Source organism: Sphingobacterium sp. UBA2480, from assembly GCF_002341965.1.
GTDB lineage: Bacteria > Bacteroidota > Bacteroidia > Sphingobacteriales > Sphingobacteriaceae > Sphingobacterium > Sphingobacterium multivorum.
Genome location: NZ_DDPA01000009.1, coordinates 788,825 through 804,534 on the forward strand (window position 1 = coordinate 788,825; position 15,710 = coordinate 804,534).

General features: G+C 41.4%; 11 protein-coding genes and 2 tRNA genes. 9 read left to right on the plus strand and 4 right to left on the minus strand.

All coding sequences use genetic code 11. The annotated features are described in order from the left end of the window. Nucleotides 1-13 precede the first annotated feature (13 nt). Together B3600_RS23950 and B3600_RS23955 are read right to left on the minus strand one after the other, a co-directional pair. Nucleotides 14-1,594: an ATP-dependent DNA ligase gene (locus B3600_RS23950; protein WP_286754691.1), complete on the minus strand. Its 1,581-nt coding sequence runs from the start codon at nt 1,592-1,594 to the stop codon at nt 14-16. Nucleotides 1,595-1,597: 3 nt separating this feature from the next. Continuing rightward, the gene (locus tag B3600_RS23955) at nt 1,598-2,599 is read right to left on the minus strand and encodes a ligase-associated DNA damage response exonuclease (RefSeq protein WP_286754692.1); all 1,002 of its coding nucleotides are present in this window, start codon (nt 2,597-2,599) and stop codon (nt 1,598-1,600) included. Nucleotides 2,600-2,743: 144 nt separating this feature from the next. On the opposite strand from B3600_RS23955, the gene B3600_RS23960 reads away from it, so the two are divergent. From B3600_RS23960 to B3600_RS23980, 5 genes are all read left to right on the plus strand, one after another. Next, complete coding sequence (locus tag B3600_RS23960; RefSeq protein WP_115048486.1) at nt 2,744-4,210, plus strand: response regulator; 1,467 nt, start codon at nt 2,744-2,746, stop codon at nt 4,208-4,210. A 7-nt stretch (nt 4,211-4,217) separates the two neighbouring features. Further along, nucleotides 4,218-7,820: a response regulator gene (locus B3600_RS23965; protein ID WP_286754693.1), complete on the plus strand. Its 3,603-nt coding sequence runs from the start codon at nt 4,218-4,220 to the stop codon at nt 7,818-7,820. 13 nt (nt 7,821-7,833) lie between these two features. Then, the gene (locus tag B3600_RS23970) at nt 7,834-8,205 is read left to right on the plus strand and encodes a response regulator (protein WP_046676428.1); all 372 of its coding nucleotides are present in this window, start codon (nt 7,834-7,836) and stop codon (nt 8,203-8,205) included. Then, nucleotides 8,206-9,036: a CheR family methyltransferase gene (locus B3600_RS23975; protein ID WP_112374664.1), complete on the plus strand. Its 831-nt coding sequence runs from the start codon at nt 8,206-8,208 to the stop codon at nt 9,034-9,036. It begins immediately after the preceding gene. Between the two features lie 70 nt (nt 9,037-9,106). After that, nucleotides 9,107-9,472: a response regulator gene (locus B3600_RS23980; protein WP_070566459.1), complete on the plus strand. Its 366-nt coding sequence runs from the start codon at nt 9,107-9,109 to the stop codon at nt 9,470-9,472. 141 nt (nt 9,473-9,613) lie between these two features. On the opposite strand, the gene B3600_RS23985 is transcribed toward B3600_RS23980, so the two are convergent. Continuing rightward, nucleotides 9,614-10,363 carry an NUDIX hydrolase gene (locus B3600_RS23985; protein WP_112374665.1) on the minus strand — a complete coding sequence of 250 codons (750 nt, stop codon included), beginning with the start codon at nt 10,361-10,363 and terminating at the stop codon, nt 9,614-9,616. Nucleotides 10,364-10,672: 309 nt separating this feature from the next. Here B3600_RS23985 and B3600_RS23990 point away from each other — a divergent pair, with 309 nt between their 5' ends. Next, nucleotides 10,673-12,985 carry a glycoside hydrolase family 3 protein gene (locus B3600_RS23990; protein WP_286754694.1) on the plus strand — a complete coding sequence of 771 codons (2,313 nt, stop codon included), beginning with the start codon at nt 10,673-10,675 and terminating at the stop codon, nt 12,983-12,985. Between the two features lie 118 nt (nt 12,986-13,103). Here the strand turns inward: B3600_RS23990 and B3600_RS23995 are convergent. Next, nucleotides 13,104-13,177 (minus strand) — tRNA-Arg (locus tag B3600_RS23995). A 185-nt stretch (nt 13,178-13,362) separates the two neighbouring features. Between B3600_RS23995 and B3600_RS24000 the strand changes: the two genes are divergently transcribed. From B3600_RS24000 to B3600_RS24010, 3 genes are all read left to right on the plus strand, one after another. After that, nucleotides 13,363-13,881: a YceI family protein gene (locus B3600_RS24000; protein WP_046676084.1), complete on the plus strand. Its 519-nt coding sequence runs from the start codon at nt 13,363-13,365 to the stop codon at nt 13,879-13,881. 55 nt (nt 13,882-13,936) lie between these two features. Continuing rightward, nucleotides 13,937-14,021: transfer RNA gene (locus tag B3600_RS24005), tRNA-Ser, on the plus strand. Between the two features lie 269 nt (nt 14,022-14,290). After that, nucleotides 14,291-15,610 carry a site-specific integrase gene (locus B3600_RS24010; protein ID WP_286754695.1) on the plus strand — a complete coding sequence of 440 codons (1,320 nt, stop codon included), beginning with the start codon at nt 14,291-14,293 and terminating at the stop codon, nt 15,608-15,610. The last annotated feature ends 100 nt before the right edge of the window (nt 15,611-15,710 follow it).

Below are 15,710 nucleotides of genomic sequence, written 5' to 3' on the forward strand. Positions count from 1 at the left end.
ATGAAGCTATGCCTTATTGTATCAACTTTTTAATATCTTCAAGACTATCGATCTCTGCGGCGGTCTTGTCTTTTCGCCAGCGTAATATCCTCGGAAAACGTAGCGCGACACCCGATTTATGACGTTTGCTGTATCCAATGCCTTCAAAGGCAATTTCAAAAACTAGTTCAGGTTTAACGGTTCTTACGGGGCCGAATTTCTCTAAAGAATTTTGTTTTACAAAGCGGCTAACTTCTAGAATTTCCTTGTCTGTAAGACCTGAATAGGCTTTTGCGATCGTTACAAGCTGATCGTCATCCTTTACGGCAAAAGTATAATCGGTATAATGGGCACTTCGGCGGCCACTTCCTTTCTGTGCATAAATGAGGACAGCGTCTATACTCATGGGGTTTACCTTCCATTTCCACCAGTCGCCTTTTTTGCGGCCGGCATGATAAGCGGAGTCCTTTTTCTTGAGCATAAGTCCTTCGCTGTTGACCTCGCGCGAGTTTGCCTGAATGTCTTGTAGCGCGGACCAATCTGCTGCATGTATCAAAGGTGACAGCTCTAAAGCACCTGGAGGATTTGCAGCATAACACTGTTCTAGCAGTGTACGTCTGTAATTAAGAGGCTTATCGCGCAGATCGATGCCATCCAGTTCGACAATATCATAAAGGTAGACTGAAATAGGTACTTCTTCACGTAGTGACTTTGGAATGGTCTTTCGGTTGATTCGTTTTTGCAGTTCGGAAAAGTTGAGGACACCGCCGTCTCTGACAGCTAGGATTTCGCCATCAAGCACAAAATTTCCTTTCCACTGATGGAGGGCCTCGGTAATTTCAGGGAACTGCGCTGTCACGAGTTCCTCTCCGCGAGACCAGATATGTATTTCATCTTCGCGCTTGATGAGCTGGCCACGTATACCGTCCCATTTGTATTCTGCCTGCCATTCGTTGAGAGAGCCTAGGTCTTCGGGGGCCTTTTCTAAAGGATAAGCAAGGCAGAATGGATAAGGTTTGGAGCGGTTGGTATCGCTGTAAGCGCCATTGACGAGTTTGTCGAATTCTACCGCATGCGGATTCCATTCGCCCATGATACTATGCGCTACAGCGCTTGCTTCAGTGTTGGTATACTGCGCGATTGTATTGATTAATCCCTTATCGGAAACTCCCAGTCTAAAGCTGCCGCCGAGCAGTTTATTGAAAATGAAACGCTCTACGGTATTTAGTGCATTCCAGGAATGAAGGACAAAAGCCTTTTTTTGGGCTATACTGTCATCCCGGATGGCAATGATCTCGTCCATCCATTCACTCAGGCTTTTTTCGATCTGCTGTGATGGTGGTGGGAGCAGCAACGATAAGGTCTCGGCCAGATCGCCTACGGCAGCATACGATTCTATAAACAACCATTCGGGGATTCCGGTGATTTCTAAGGCCCATGTTTTAAGATCCTTGATCGCGATGCTTCGTTTCGGTCTCTTGCCGGTCATCAGGGCAAGAAACCAAAGTTTGTCTTTTTCGGAAGCCTGATTGAAAAAAGTTAAAATAGCTTCTTTTTTCGAATTGGTCTTATTGCTGCTGTCAAGCGCATGGATCAATGTGGCAAATTCTTTCATAGGCTATTCTGTGGTTTGGCTTTGAGGGTCCTCTTCATCTCCGTATTGCGTTTTAACTTCTTCGGCCTCAATACCGATTTCATTCAGATATTTGGCAAATGTTGCTGTCTGTGCGTGTGTGACATATACTTTTTCGGCAGCGCTACCACGTACCGCCTGCAATAAGCCCTGCCAGTCGGCATGATCGCTGATCGCAAAGCCGGCATCAGCGCTGCGCCATCGCCTTGCCCCACGGATTTGCATCCATCCGGAGCAGATCGCATGGGCAACATGCGGTATTTTCTGTAGAAGCTGGCTGTCCAGCAGAGCAGGCGGTAGCAGCACAATTTGATTGTCAAGCTGTTTGAGCTCCGATTTTAAATCGGCGATGCGGTAATTTGGCAATTTTATACCTGCCTGACTATAGGCTTCGTTCAGCTTGGCAATGCTGTAATGAACGTACACGGGACCCATCTCATGAACAGCGTTGAGAATGCGCTGCGATTTTCCAAGGGAATAACCGATAAACACAGAGGTTTTGTTGTTGCTCTGATTGGTTTTAATCCATGTCTGTAGGCTTTCATTTTGCGCTTCTACGGAATCCCAACGGTAAATAGGGAGGCCGAATGTACTTTCTGTAATAAGTTCATGGCACTTTATGGGTTCGAACGGCGTAGATAAACCATCGTCCTGAATCTTGTAATCGCCCGTAAAGACGACAACTTTACCTTTATGTTCCAGGCGTATCTGTGCAGAGCCAATGATATGGCCAGCTGGATGTAAGGAGACCCTGACTCCATTGATGTATACCGCTTCGTTGTAGCTAAGACCTTGAACCTGAATGTCTGGACCTATGCGACTTCGTAGGATATTGACCGTAAAATGGTGGCATAAGTATTTCTTCATTCCCCAATGGGCATGATCTGCGTGACCATGGGAGATGACTGCCAAATCAACTGGTTGCCATGGATCAAGATAAAACTTGCCCGGAACACAGTAAATACCTTTTGATGTAAAACTTATCATTATTCATTAAAACAGGGTTTCGTGGGCTAAAGTTTTACTTATTTGCTGTCTTTTCAATTTACTGTTGTCTTTGCGTATTAATGTTGGGGGTATTCAGTTAATTTTTTTAGATTTGTTAACCTTGATGCTAAGTTTTAATACACTATGATATTAATTGTCGATGATAATCCGGATAATATTTACTCTTTACAAAAATTGCTGGAATCCAAGAATTTTAAAGTTGATACCGCTCATTCTGGGGAAGAAGCTTTAAAAAAGATCCTAAAAAATAATTATGCATTAATCATATTGGATGTTCAAATGCCGGATATGGACGGCTTTGAAGTCGCCGAGAATATCGCCGGTTTTAGTAAGACAAAGGAAACACCGATCATATTTTTGTCTGCGGTCAATACAGATAAAAAATTTATTACGAAAGGCTATGATTCCGGTGGTTTGGATTATGTCACCAAACCTGTTGATCCGGATATTCTAATGCTGAAAGTCAAGACGTTTTATCGCCTTTATGAGCAGACGCAGGCATTGAAAGATGTTCAGCAGACCTTGGAGCTTGAAGTGGAACGACGAAAGCAGGCGCAGCAGGAGCTTCGGTCTAAATTGGACTATTTACATACGCTTTTGGAGTCGCTTCCTCAAATTGCATTTACTTGTGACAAGAGCGGTAATATTGATTTTGTCAATGGCCGTTGGTTTGAATTTTCTGATGATGCCACTATTTTTCCGCAGACTTACCCTGGTGACCGGCCTATCGCTGCCGCGCTTCACGGTAGCCTTCAGTCAGGTGAACCTTTGGAGATGGAAGTCCGTTTGAAAAAGACCCATTGTGGAGAGTATTCATACCAATTGTTGCGGGTGTGGCCAATCTTGCAAAATAGTGAAAGCAACTGGATAGGAACTTTCACCGATATTGACGCACAAAAGCGGGCGGAAAAAGAGAAAGATGAGTTTCTGAGTATTGCCAGTCATGAGTTGAAAACACCGTTGACAAGTATAAAGGCCTATATGCAATTGCTTGACCGCAAGTTGAAACTGGAAGAGGAAAGTGCTGAAGCAAGGTATGTTCATCGGGTGCAAGGACAAATAGATAAACTCAACAGCCTTATATCGGATCTTTTGGATCTATCAAAAATTGACAATGGGAAGTTGCTTATCAATAAAAAAGTATTCTCACTTGAGCATATGGTAAAAAGTGCGGTTGATTCCATTGTTCAGACGCATGACCAAAGCAGCATGAAGCTTATTCGAACCGGTGATATCACAGCGGTACAAATATACGGTGATGAGATCCGTCTGGAGCAGGTATTGGTTAATTTCTTGACGAATGCATACAAATATGCAGCGGGCACGGAAAAAGTCATTGTAGATTGTACGGTTGTCGACGATGCTGTGAAGATCAGTGTAATCGACTTCGGCATCGGGATACCCGTGGAAAAGCAAGCCGATGTTTTTGAGAAATTTTATCGTGTGGAAGAAACATCATTTGACTTTCAAGGGCTCGGGATAGGCCTTTACATCTGCGCCGAAATTATACGAAGCCATCAGGGAACGATTGGTGTAGAGAGTTCGGGCGAGCGTGGTGCAACCTTCTATTTTACCTTACCCTTAAATTAATTTAAGAATGCCAAATAGTAAGACACTCAATAATCTAACGTGGGGGATCGGCTTCTCATTGGTCGTGTTGCTTATTAGTTCTACTGCATCATACATTGGTATACAGGAGCAAAATAGGCATCGCCAAGAACTTGCGGTAACAAGAAAAATAATCAGCACTTCAACTAGTTTACTAGCTTCGTTACAAGGTGCTGAAACTGGAAACCGGGGCTTTCTTCTGACTGGTAAAGAAAGCTATTTAGAGCCTTTTAATAATGCCTTGGAAAGTTTGCCCAAAGAATTGCAGGAGATAGAAGCCCTCACCAAGCAGGATCCGGTGCAGAAGGTTCGAGTAGACAGTCTTGTAATTGCAGCAAAATGGCGGCTCGACATTTTAAAGGAATCAGTTGCAACGAAGAGAAGGGGCGGCGTTTTCGGCTTAGCACAATTGGATGAGAGTAAAATGGCTATGGATAAGTGCCGTGCAATTATCAAGGATATTAATCAGTATGAGGACGATAATATCGATAGGAAATCGGCTAATTTGGATAATTCTTCGTTTATCACAACCTTGTTTATTGTTATCAGTGCCTTACTTTCTCTTATTATTACCAGCTATTTTTATTTTAGGTTACGTGCCGACTTCTTGAAGCGTGCAGCCCTCGAGAAATCATTACGTGAGAAGGATGAAGGTATTTCTAGGCGCTTAAATTTGGTTCAGAAGATTACCAATCGAATCGCATTGGGGGATTATGATGTCAAGGCAGAGGAGGTCGGAGACGATGATCTCGGTGAAATTGCGAAAGCCGTCAATAGGATGTCGAAGGCGTTGAAAAAATCATTTGAACAGCTAACAGATAATGATTGGCTTCATGCTGGATATGCTAAACTTTACACTGGATTGATGGGAAATAAGAGTGAGCAAACAATTGCTGCAGATTCCATCAAAAGTCTTGTGGATTATACCGGTGCCATCAGTGGCGCGATCTATATTTTTAACGATGACAAGTTGGAACTTTCAGGAGCATATGGTTTGGATATGCAGACACAGCGATATTTTTTGCCGGGAGAAGGCTATATTGGGCAGGTATTTGTTGACCGGGAATCTAAGACACTTCATAATCTGAATGCAACGGATTACGTGGTTAGTTTTGCCAATGGAAAGATCCATGTGCAGCATATTATTTTCTTACCGATGCTGGTTGATGATCAAGTCCTGGGCGTATTGGAAGTTGGTCAGATGGATAGTTTTACTACGGTAGAACAGACATTTTTGAATGAATGTGCCCGACAGATTGGGATTGCACTAGTTTCAGCAAAAGGAAGGGCAAAAATCCAGACATTGCTGGAGGAAACACAGGTACAGTCTGAAGAGCTATTAACACAACATGCCGAGCTTGAAAGTTTAAATACTGAATTGGAGGCGCAAACATTGCGTTTGCAGTCTTCAGAGGAAGAGCTTAAAGTGCAACATGAGGAACTGATGCAATCCAATCAAGAATTAGAGGAACGCTCGCGATTGCTTGAAGATAAGAATTTGATGATTGCCGAACGAAATCAGGAAATTCAGCAGAAAGCCGAAGAGTTGGCGCTGAGTACTAAATATAAATCTGAGTTTTTGGCTAATATGTCCCATGAACTCCGTACACCACTCAATTCGATATTGCTGCTATCTCGTTTGCTATCGGAGAATGTAGAGAAAAACTTAAATTCAGATCAGATTGAATCAGCTAAAGTCATTCAAAGTTCAGGGACGAGTTTGTTAACCTTGATCGATGAGATTTTGGATCTTTCCAAAATTGAATCGGGTAAGATGACCTTGGATTATGCCTCGTTGGATCTGCATGATATTTTGTCCGATTTGAATAGCCTGTTTTTACCCATTGTAAAGGAGAAGGGGTTGGCTTTTAAGACGACTGTCAGTGCTAAGATCGCACCTCGCTTTGAGGGAGATCGGCTTCGCATCGATCAGGTACTCCGTAATTTGATTTCAAATGCGATTAAATTTACCAAAGAAGGCGAAGTACGTCTGGAAATCTATGAAGATCCAAGTGATCACGATCGATTGGTATTCGCTGTAGTCGATTCGGGTATTGGTATACCACTTGAAAAGCAGAAAATTATTTTTGAAGCCTTCCAACAAGCTGATGGCTCGACGAGGCGGAAGTTTGGCGGTACTGGCCTAGGACTTTCTATTAGCCGGGAGATTGCACGTTTGCTTGGTGGAGAGATCAGGTTGGAAAGCGAAGTGGGTAAAGGTAGTACCTTTTTGTTCATTATTCCGAAGTCCAAAGTTGAAGTCAAAGAGATATTGACGAAGGAGCAGCAATTGGTTGAGGAGATATCTTCGGAAGTAGAAGAGGTGATTGAGATTGTTAAAGAAGATACCTATAATCCGGTCACAATTAGGATCCCCGAGGAGATTCCAGATGATCGAGATACGGTTGCAGAGGGAGACAAGGTGATTTTGATTGTGGAGGATGATGTTAATTTTGCCAAGGCACTCTTGAAATATACACATACACAAAACTATAAAGGTGTAGTTGTTGTTCGTGGTGATCATGCACTCCCTGCAGCACAGAAGTATCATCCAGCTGCTATTCTGCTCGATATTCAATTACCAATCATGGACGGATGGGCTGTCATGGATCAATTGAAGGGCAATAAGGCTACGCGGCACATTCCGGTTCATATCATGTCTTCGCTTGAGGTGAAGAAAGAAAGTTTATTAAAAGGAGCAATCGACTTTATTAATAAGCCTGTTGCGTTGGAGCAAATGACTTCGGTATTCCAAAAAATTGAATCGGCCTTAAGCCGTTCACCGAAGAAGGTACTTATTGTTGAAGAAAATCCAAAGCATGCCAGTGCACTGTCTTATTTCTTAAGTAGTTTTAATATATCACTTGAAGTAAAAGATAATGTAGAGGAAAGTATTACTGCTTTACGCACGGCAGATGTGGACTGTGTGATTCTGGACATGGGGGTTCCTGATGAAATGGGCTACCATACGTTAGAAGCAATCAAACAACATGAGGGATTAGAGAACCTGCCGATCATTATCTTTACAGGCAAGAACCTGTCTAAGGCTGAAGAGTTGAAAATTAAGAAATACGCAGACTCTGTTGTTGTTAAGACGGCCCATTCTTATCAACGGATTCTAGATGAGGTCGGCTTGTTTCTTCATTTGATTGAGGTTAATAATTCAGACGACGCCAGAAGGAAGAACAATGGGCTTGGAGCTTTGACCGATGTATTGAAGGGCAAGAAGGTCCTTGTTGCTGACGATGACGTCAGGAACATCTTTTCAATAACCAAAGCATTGGAGAAGTTTCAAGTAAAAGTAATTCCTGCAATGGACGGTAAAGAAGCGTTGGAAGTATTGACATCAGGAGAACCTATTGATATCGTATTGATGGATATGATGATGCCAGAGATGGATGGCTATGAGACTATTAAGAATATCAGGCAACATGTTGATTATGCAAGATTACCAATCATCGCTGTTACGGCGAAGTCGATGATCGGCGACCGAGAAAAATGTATTCAGGCAGGAGCTTCGGATTATATCTCGAAGCCGGTAGATATCGATCAGCTCTTGTCTTTATTGCGTGTGTGGTTATATGAAAATTGAGGACAACTGATATATGGATCAGAATAAGGTAATATTAATTGTGGACGACGATCAACGCAATATTTTTGCATTGCGTTTGACGTTGAAAGCGAAGGGATATCAAGTGTTGAGCAGCACGAGTGCGAGCGAGGCTATCGAGATCTTGGAGACGAATAAAGGTGTAGCGCTGATATTGATGGATATGATGATGCCTGAAATCGATGGCTATGAGGCGATTCAGCTGATCCGCAATTCGAGTTTGCTGGGCAAAATTCCAGTTATTGCCGTGACAGCGCAAGCGATGAGTGGAGACCGGGAGAAATGCTTGGAAGCTGGAGCCCAGTCGTATGTCTCGAAGCCGATTGATGTCGATAAATTGATGGGTGAAATTGAACGGTTAATCTAAATGTTGGGCTATAGTATCATAAAAGACCATGAAATAGATATTTTGCTTGAAGATATCTATCGCGACTACGGGTATGATTTTTTGCAGTATAGCCGTGCATCGATGAAGCGGAGGATTAATCGGCTTATGACGAATGACCGTTTGGCAAGTTTTGCTGAACTTCGTTTTGTATTAAAAGACAACCCAGCATTTTTGCAGCATTTTGTTGAAGAGATTACTGTTAACTTGACCGAGATGTTTCGAGATCCCTTATTCTTTCGTCAACTGCGGGAGGAAATTCTCCCTCAATTGGGGACATATCCATTGATCCGTGTATGGATTGCAGGATGCTCCACAGGAGAGGAAGCTTATTCGATGTCCATTTTGCTAAAAGAGGCTAATCTGTATCACAAGTCATTGATCTATGCAACGGATATTAATCCTCGGGTACTCGATATTGCCCGAAATGGTGTATATCCATTGAGCCAGATAAAATCTTTTTCCGAAAATTATATAGAATCTGGAGGAAAACAGGACTTTTCGAAATATTACACAGCAAATTATGAATGGGCAAAATTCGATGCCGATCTTAAGCAAAAAATGATTTTATCTACCCATAATCTGGTATCAGACACATCATTTAATAGCTTTCAATTAATCCTTTGTCGGAATGTTTTGATCTATTTTAATAAAGATTTGCAGGAGCGTGTTTTTAAATTATTTGACGCGAGTCTAGAAAATTTAGGATATTTGGCATTAGGTAGTAAAGAAACCATACGATTTTCAGGTATTCAGCATAACTTTACAGCTGTAGGGGATCAAAAAATTTGGAAAAAACTTTATACCTTATAGGGGATTGCAGGCAGGCATGAATCTTTTGTGCCTCATGTAAAACAATGACGGTATATATAAACTATTTTATATGAGTAAAACAAAAACGGTGTTGATATTTGAGGACGATACCATTATTTTGGAGGTTATAACGGTTGTTTTGACAGATTTGGGGTTTCACGTTGAAGTTTCGGAAACTTCACATGATATTATCCAAAAGGTGGAATCTGCAGAGCCCGATCTTGTTTTAATGGATAACTGGATTCCAAACATCGGTGGGGTTGAAGCAACCAGATTGCTTAAATCAGATCAGCGTTTTAGCCATATTCCCGTAATTTACGTGTCGGCAAATAACGATATTCAATCCCTGGCAGATCGTGCCGGAGCGGATGATTTTCTATCTAAACCTTTTGATTTGGAAGATTTGGAAAATATTGTCAATAAATATATTGTATAGATCAATTTAAGGTTAGACTTAAAGGCTGCAAATCTCCGGTTCTCGCAGGTTAGTTTAGTCGATGGAAGTATGCTGGTCTATGCCAGCATCAATTAGCTTTTGATCTATTATGTATTTGGTGAAAATGTATCGGTGATCTGACTACCAGGTATTTAGACCTTCCTGTAAAATAGTGTTATAGGTCTCCACGTTGAATTTATAGAGATCAGGAGCTTTATGGGCTCCGCCTTTCCGCTGTTCGTCAAGTTTTTGGAGGATACCCATATTTTTCATTTTACGATAAAAATTGCCACGATTAAGTTTCTTACCAAGCACTGTTTCATAGAGTCCTTGCAGGTCGGTCAGCGTAAACTTGTCTGGTAGCAAATTGTATCCTATTGGTTTATAAGAAAGCCGCTCGCGAAGAGTCCGGAGAGCCTTGTTGATGATTTTGCGATGATCCATGGTGATATTGAGCTCAGTGATGTCCCTAAAGTCGATCCACTGACAAGTCTCACTTAAGGAATCAGGTTGAGGAATTACGTGTTTGTAGTTTACCAGCGCGTAATAACCAATTGAAATAAATCGCTGTTTGTTCCACAATGTGTCTGGGTAATCTGCAAAGGATTGCTGGCTGCGCTGTGGGCATCCAAATACCGCAAATTCTTCCAAGAATATATCCTTCACACCTGAGCGTTCATAAAGTACGCGTTTGACCGCCTCGTCCGTATCTTCCTCTTTCCCTACATAGCCACCAGGCAGAAACCATTCTTTATTATAATTCATTTTTAGCAAAAGGATTCTCAAAGAACCTTGGTCGAAGCCAAAGACGACGGTATCCACAGAAATGTGAGGTAGAAATTTTTCATAGCTCTCTGCTGATGCGTTAATTAGCTGTGTTCTGAAATCCATATAACTGCTGTCTTTGGGTTAATATTACAAAAAAATATCGCAACGAGAGGTAAGTTGCCGGATAAAACTCGAACAATTCCTTATGCAAAAATTACATTAGGTGCTTTTTTGATAAATCAATTTATTGGTAATTAGTTGTTTGTGTTATTTTGTTGATTTTATTTTGTAATTGAACAAAAAGATTGTACACTTGTATTGCTTCATTATGAAGCAATGTAAATAACTGATTATAACGTGTTAAGCCAAATGTTTTATTAGCCTTCAGGCGAATGTTTGACTACAAACTCATGTATTAAACGAACAGATTTTATGAATGTAAGAAACCTACTATTCGCTTCATCTTTCAGTCTATTTTTAACTTTTTCAGCACAAGGCCAAGTTTATCAAAAGATTGAGAATCAGTATGGCCCTGTTTTGGGGTATTCAACAACTTCGGGCGTGAAGATCCTAAGTATTGCTGGAAATAAATTTAAGGATCTCAATCGAAATGGAAAATTAGACCGTTATGAAGACTGGCGTTTGACAGCAGAGGAGCGAGCCAAAGATCTCGCCTCAAAATTGTCTGTTGATCAGATTGCTGGGCTTATGTTGTATAGCAGGCATCAAGCTTTACCGGCACCGGCCTTTGGATTTATGGGAGGCACTTATCAAGGAAAAAACTATCAGGAAGGTCTAGTTTCACCTTGGGCTCTGACCGATCAGCAGCGTGAGTTTCTGGAGAAAGATGGGCTGAGGCATGTCCTGTTGACAGCAGTGAAAGATCCGGAGACCGCTGCCCGCTGGAATAATGAGTTGCAAGGTTTTGTGGAAGGCTTGGGATGGGGGATTCCGGCGAATAATAGTTCCGACCCACGTCATAATGCTATTGTTAGTGCAGAGTTCAACGCTGGGGCAGGGGGGCAAATTTCAATGTGGCCGGATGGGCTTGCGATGGCGGCGACATTCGATCCAGCTATCGTCAAACGTTTTGGGCAAGTAGCGGCTTCGGAATATCGATCCTTGGGCATCACGACGGCATTATCACCACAGATAGATTTGGGTACCGAACCGCGTTGGTATCGTATCGGTATGACTTTTGGAGAGAGTCCCGAGTTGACAACAGCGATGGCTAGAGCTTATATCGATGGTTTTCAGACATCGAGTGGAAAAGACGAAATTGCCTTAGGCTGGGGCTATAAGAGTGTCAACGCTATGGTGAAACATTGGCCCAGTGGTGGGCCAGAGGAAGGTGGTCGGGACGGCCATTGGGCTATTGGAAAATTTGCGGTATATCCTGGGGATAACCTGAAGCAACATATTATGCCATTTGTCAATGGAGCTTTCCAATTGGCTGGAAAGACGAGCAAGGCTGCCGCAGTTATGCCTTATTATACGATTTCTTTTGGTCAGGATAAGAAAAATGGTGAAAATGTGGGAAATGGTTATAGCAAATATTTGCTTACAGACTTGCTGCGTGGCACTTACGGTTACGATGGTGTGATCTGTTCGGACTGGTTGATTACGGGGGATGAAGCACCTAAGCCTGATGGATTTGCAGGCAAACCCTGGGGGGTAGAACAGTTGTCGGTGGCAGAGCGCCATTACAAGGCATTAATGGCAGGCGTAGATCAATTTGGTGGCAATAACGATAAGGCTCCTGTATTAGCCGCTTATGAATTGGGCGTGAAAGAGCACGGACAGAAATTTATGCGGCAACGGTTCGAGGCTTCTGCCAGAAGGCTTCTGTTGAATATTTTCCGAGTAGGACTCTTTGAAAATCCCTATTTGGATGTCAAGCAGAGCCAAGCTACCGTTGGAAATCCGCTCTATATGAAGGAGGGCTACGAGGCACAGGTGAAGTCAGTTGTTTTACTAAAGAATAGTGATCAGCAATTTCCTATTCGTGGACGGAAGAAAGTTTATGTTCCGAAGATGTATAGTGCAGCAATGAAAGATTGGTGGGGAAACTATACGCCGGCACGATTGGAATACCCTGTCAATATTGATCTCTTGCGGAAATATGCAGATTTAACCGATAACCCTAGTGAAGCTGACCTTGCAGTCGTGTTTGTACAGAGCCCGATCAGTTCCGAAGGTGGATATAGCGAAAGAGATCGCAAGAATGGTGGAAATGGCTATGTTCCGATTTCCTTGCAGTATGGCACTTATACAGCCTCAGATGCACGAGCGGAGAGTATTGCCGCAGGTGATCCTAAAATCGATCCATCGATTAAGAATAGGTCTTATAAGAATAAAATGGTGACTGCTGCGAATGTGATGGATCTTCAAACGATATTGGATACGAAGGATATGATGAAGGGGAAACCTATTTTGGTATCTGTGACAGCAAACAAGCCCATGGTATTTGCCGAGTTTGAAAAGGAGGTATCAGGTATTATCCTAAATTTTGGTGTATCAACTCAAGCTGTATTGGATGTTATGTTTGGAAAGTATGAACCTTCCGGTCTATTGCCTGTTCAAATGCCCGCAAACATGGCTACAGTTGAAAAACAAGCTGAGGACGTGCCTTTTGATATGGAAGTCTATGTTGATCAAGCAGGACACGCCTACGATTTTGGTTATGGATTAAACTGGTCGGGTGTCATTAAAGATAAACGCGTAGGAGAGTTTGTGAGGAAATAATAGGGGCAATTTAAAAAATGAGAAGGGGAGATAGGTTCAAGCTTGCGTATGTATCGTGGATATTTTGAGATTGATGTATAAAAAAAGCCCCTTTGTGTCATACAGAGGAGCTTTTAAGTACGCCAATCAGGATTCGAACCTGAGACCGTCGGTTTAGAAAACCGATGCTCTATCCAGCTGAGCTATTGGCGCGTCGTTTTCGGTAATGCAAAAGTAGACATTTGTGTTATATTTCCAAAATATCACTGATTTTTTTTTGTGGTTTTTCAATAACTGATTGCTTTTCAATAAGATTATTTTATTGATGTAGGTCAAACAAATTGAATAAAACTGCTGTTAACTTTGTGTTGTTAAACAAATAGAAAAAACATAAAATTATGGCACAAGGAAAATGGGAACTAGACGCTGCACATAGCGAGATAGAATTCAAAGTAAAACACATGATGATTACAAACGTTAAAGGAAACTTTGACAGTTTTAAAATAGATGTTGACGCCGAGGGCGAAGATTTTAAAAATGCCCTTGCGAAAGTTGTTATTGACACGGCATCGATTAATACACGTAATGAGCAACGTGATGGTCATTTAAAAAGTGCAGATTTCTTTGATGTAGAGAAATATCCAGCAATTACATTTGAAGCAACGAGCTTGGAGAATAATGAAATTAAGGGAAATTTGACAATTCGTGACGTTTCTAGACCGGTGTCTTTCGACTTGGAATTTGCGGGTATCCAAAAAGATCCTTGGGGAAATACGAAAGCTGGATTTATTGTAGAAGGCAAAATCAAACGTTCAGAATTTGGCCTTAATTGGAATGCGGCGTTGGAAACAGGAGGGGTAATGGTAAGTGACGAAGTAAAATTTAGTGCTGATATTCAGTTTATAAAAGCTCAATAAGCGCAATATATAAAATAAAATTTGGTGGGAGTGTGAAAATTCGTACTTTTGTCGCGGAGAGTTGGCAGAGTGGTCGAATGCGGCGGTCTTGAAAACCGTTAACTGTCACAGGTTCGGGGGTTCGAATCCCTCACTCTCCGCAGAAAGGTGTTTTTAAAGTTTTTAAAAACCGTCAAAAAAAAGTTAAATCTCGCAAAATCAACGATTTGCGGGATTTTTTTTGTTTATGGCAATTCGCAAAATCTTCAAAAACACCCTAAAAGTCTGTGGCACATATGTGGCACTTTTTGCATTTTGAACCAGGTGCCACAGAATGTGGTTTAAGTATCTGATTTTCAACTTGTAAATTGCTTTAACGTCTTGATTACTTTAAGTCTAGGTTCGACATTTATAACAAAAAAGGTTTAATATGTTAGAACAAAGTTATGGACTGAATTTCTTCCTCAAGAGTCCGAAAAACAAAAAACAGACAAGACGCCTGATCTATATCAGAATAAGCGTCGACGGAGTAGCAAAAGAATCTTCAACCAAAAGGTACTGGGAAGCTGCCAGATGGGATCAGCAACTTGAAAGAGCCATTGGAGTAAAGGAAGATGCCAGGGAGCTTAATTTCTTTTTGGAATCATTAACAACCAAAGTAAATGCCTTTAGAACAGAGCTGCTAAATCAGGAAAAGCCCATTAATGCCGTTGATCTCATTGACTACGTGAATGGCCGGTATAAAAGAAGAAATAAGGTCTTGGAGGAATTTCAGGAGCATAACGAAGAGATTGCGGAGCTTGTAGAAATAGGAGATAAGGCTCCAGGTACTCTTGAAAGGTATACAACAGCACGTTCACATGTAAAGGAGTTTATCCGGTTAAGGTACAAGGTTAATGATTTACCATTTGCTGCGCTAAACTATGAATTTGTGAAAAATTATAATCACTATTTGCGGACAGTTCGAAATTGCTCCAATAATACTTCATTAAAATATATCAGCAATTTTAAGAAAATTGTTCTGAGAGCAGTTGCTAAAGACATTATTCCCAAAGATCCCTTTAAACTATTTACAGGTAAGAAGACGAAGGTGAAGAGGAAACCTCTAACCAAACCAGAATTGCAGAGAATCGAAGAAAAAGTATTCTCGTCCGTGCGATTATCAGTCGTACGGGACATCTTCGTCTTTCAATGTTATACTGGCCTATCGTACATAGATGCGGTCCAACTTAAGTGGGATTGTATCAAAGAGGGAAATGATGGAAGTATGTGGATCATGTCTGATAGGCAAAAGTCTAAATCCGATACAGATATTCCACTTCTTCCAAAAGCGCTTGAAATAATTGCAAAATATGACAAGGATCCTTTATGTCTAGAGAGAGGAACCGTATTACCCCTACGTTCAAATCAAAAAATGAATGAGTATTTAAAGGAAATAGCTGAACTTTGTGATATTCGAGAGAAACTCAATACACACAAAGCCCGCCGTACATTTGCCAGTACTGTAACGCTCAACAATGGAGTTTCCATTCATGTCGTTAAGGAGATGCTGGGACATTATTCGGTCCAACAAACAGAAGAATATGCCAATACTGAACAAGAAACCATTAGCCGAGAAATGAATGCATTAAAGGAAAAGTTGGATCCTACTAAGAAAGTACAAGAAGACGAGGTTGGTGATGATCTAAAAATGATCTTGTTACAGTTCAAAAAAGATTTTGAGGATTTTAGGAAAGCTCATTCCAAATAAAAAATAAGCCTTAGGATGTTGCGATACTAAAAGTTATCTAAAAAAGCCTCGATAAATATAATTTTATCAGAGGCTTTTTAGGGAGTGTAACACCAACTGT

Bases quoted from the DNA above. Each gene is read 5' to 3' on its own strand.
- B3600_RS23950 (WP_286754691.1), bottom strand. From the start codon at position 1,594: ATGAAAGAATTTGCCACATTGATCCATGCGCTTGACAGCAGCAATAAG.
- B3600_RS23955 (WP_286754692.1), bottom strand. From the start codon at position 2,599: ATGATAAGTTTTACATCAAAAGGTATTTACTGTGTTCCGGGCAAGTTT.
- B3600_RS23960 (WP_115048486.1), top strand. From the start codon at position 2,744: ATGATATTAATTGTCGATGATAATCCGGATAATATTTACTCTTTACAA.
- B3600_RS23965 (WP_286754693.1), top strand. From the start codon at position 4,218: ATGCCAAATAGTAAGACACTCAATAATCTAACGTGGGGGATCGGCTTC.
- B3600_RS23970 (WP_046676428.1), top strand. From the start codon at position 7,834: ATGGATCAGAATAAGGTAATATTAATTGTGGACGACGATCAACGCAAT.
- B3600_RS23975 (WP_112374664.1), top strand. From the start codon at position 8,206: ATGTTGGGCTATAGTATCATAAAAGACCATGAAATAGATATTTTGCTT.
- B3600_RS23980 (WP_070566459.1), top strand. From the start codon at position 9,107: ATGAGTAAAACAAAAACGGTGTTGATATTTGAGGACGATACCATTATT.
- B3600_RS23985 (WP_112374665.1), bottom strand. From the start codon at position 10,363: ATGGATTTCAGAACACAGCTAATTAACGCATCAGCAGAGAGCTATGAA.
- B3600_RS23990 (WP_286754694.1), top strand. From the start codon at position 10,673: ATGAATGTAAGAAACCTACTATTCGCTTCATCTTTCAGTCTATTTTTA.
- B3600_RS24000 (WP_046676084.1), top strand. From the start codon at position 13,363: ATGGCACAAGGAAAATGGGAACTAGACGCTGCACATAGCGAGATAGAA.
- B3600_RS24010 (WP_286754695.1), top strand. From the start codon at position 14,291: ATGTTAGAACAAAGTTATGGACTGAATTTCTTCCTCAAGAGTCCGAAA.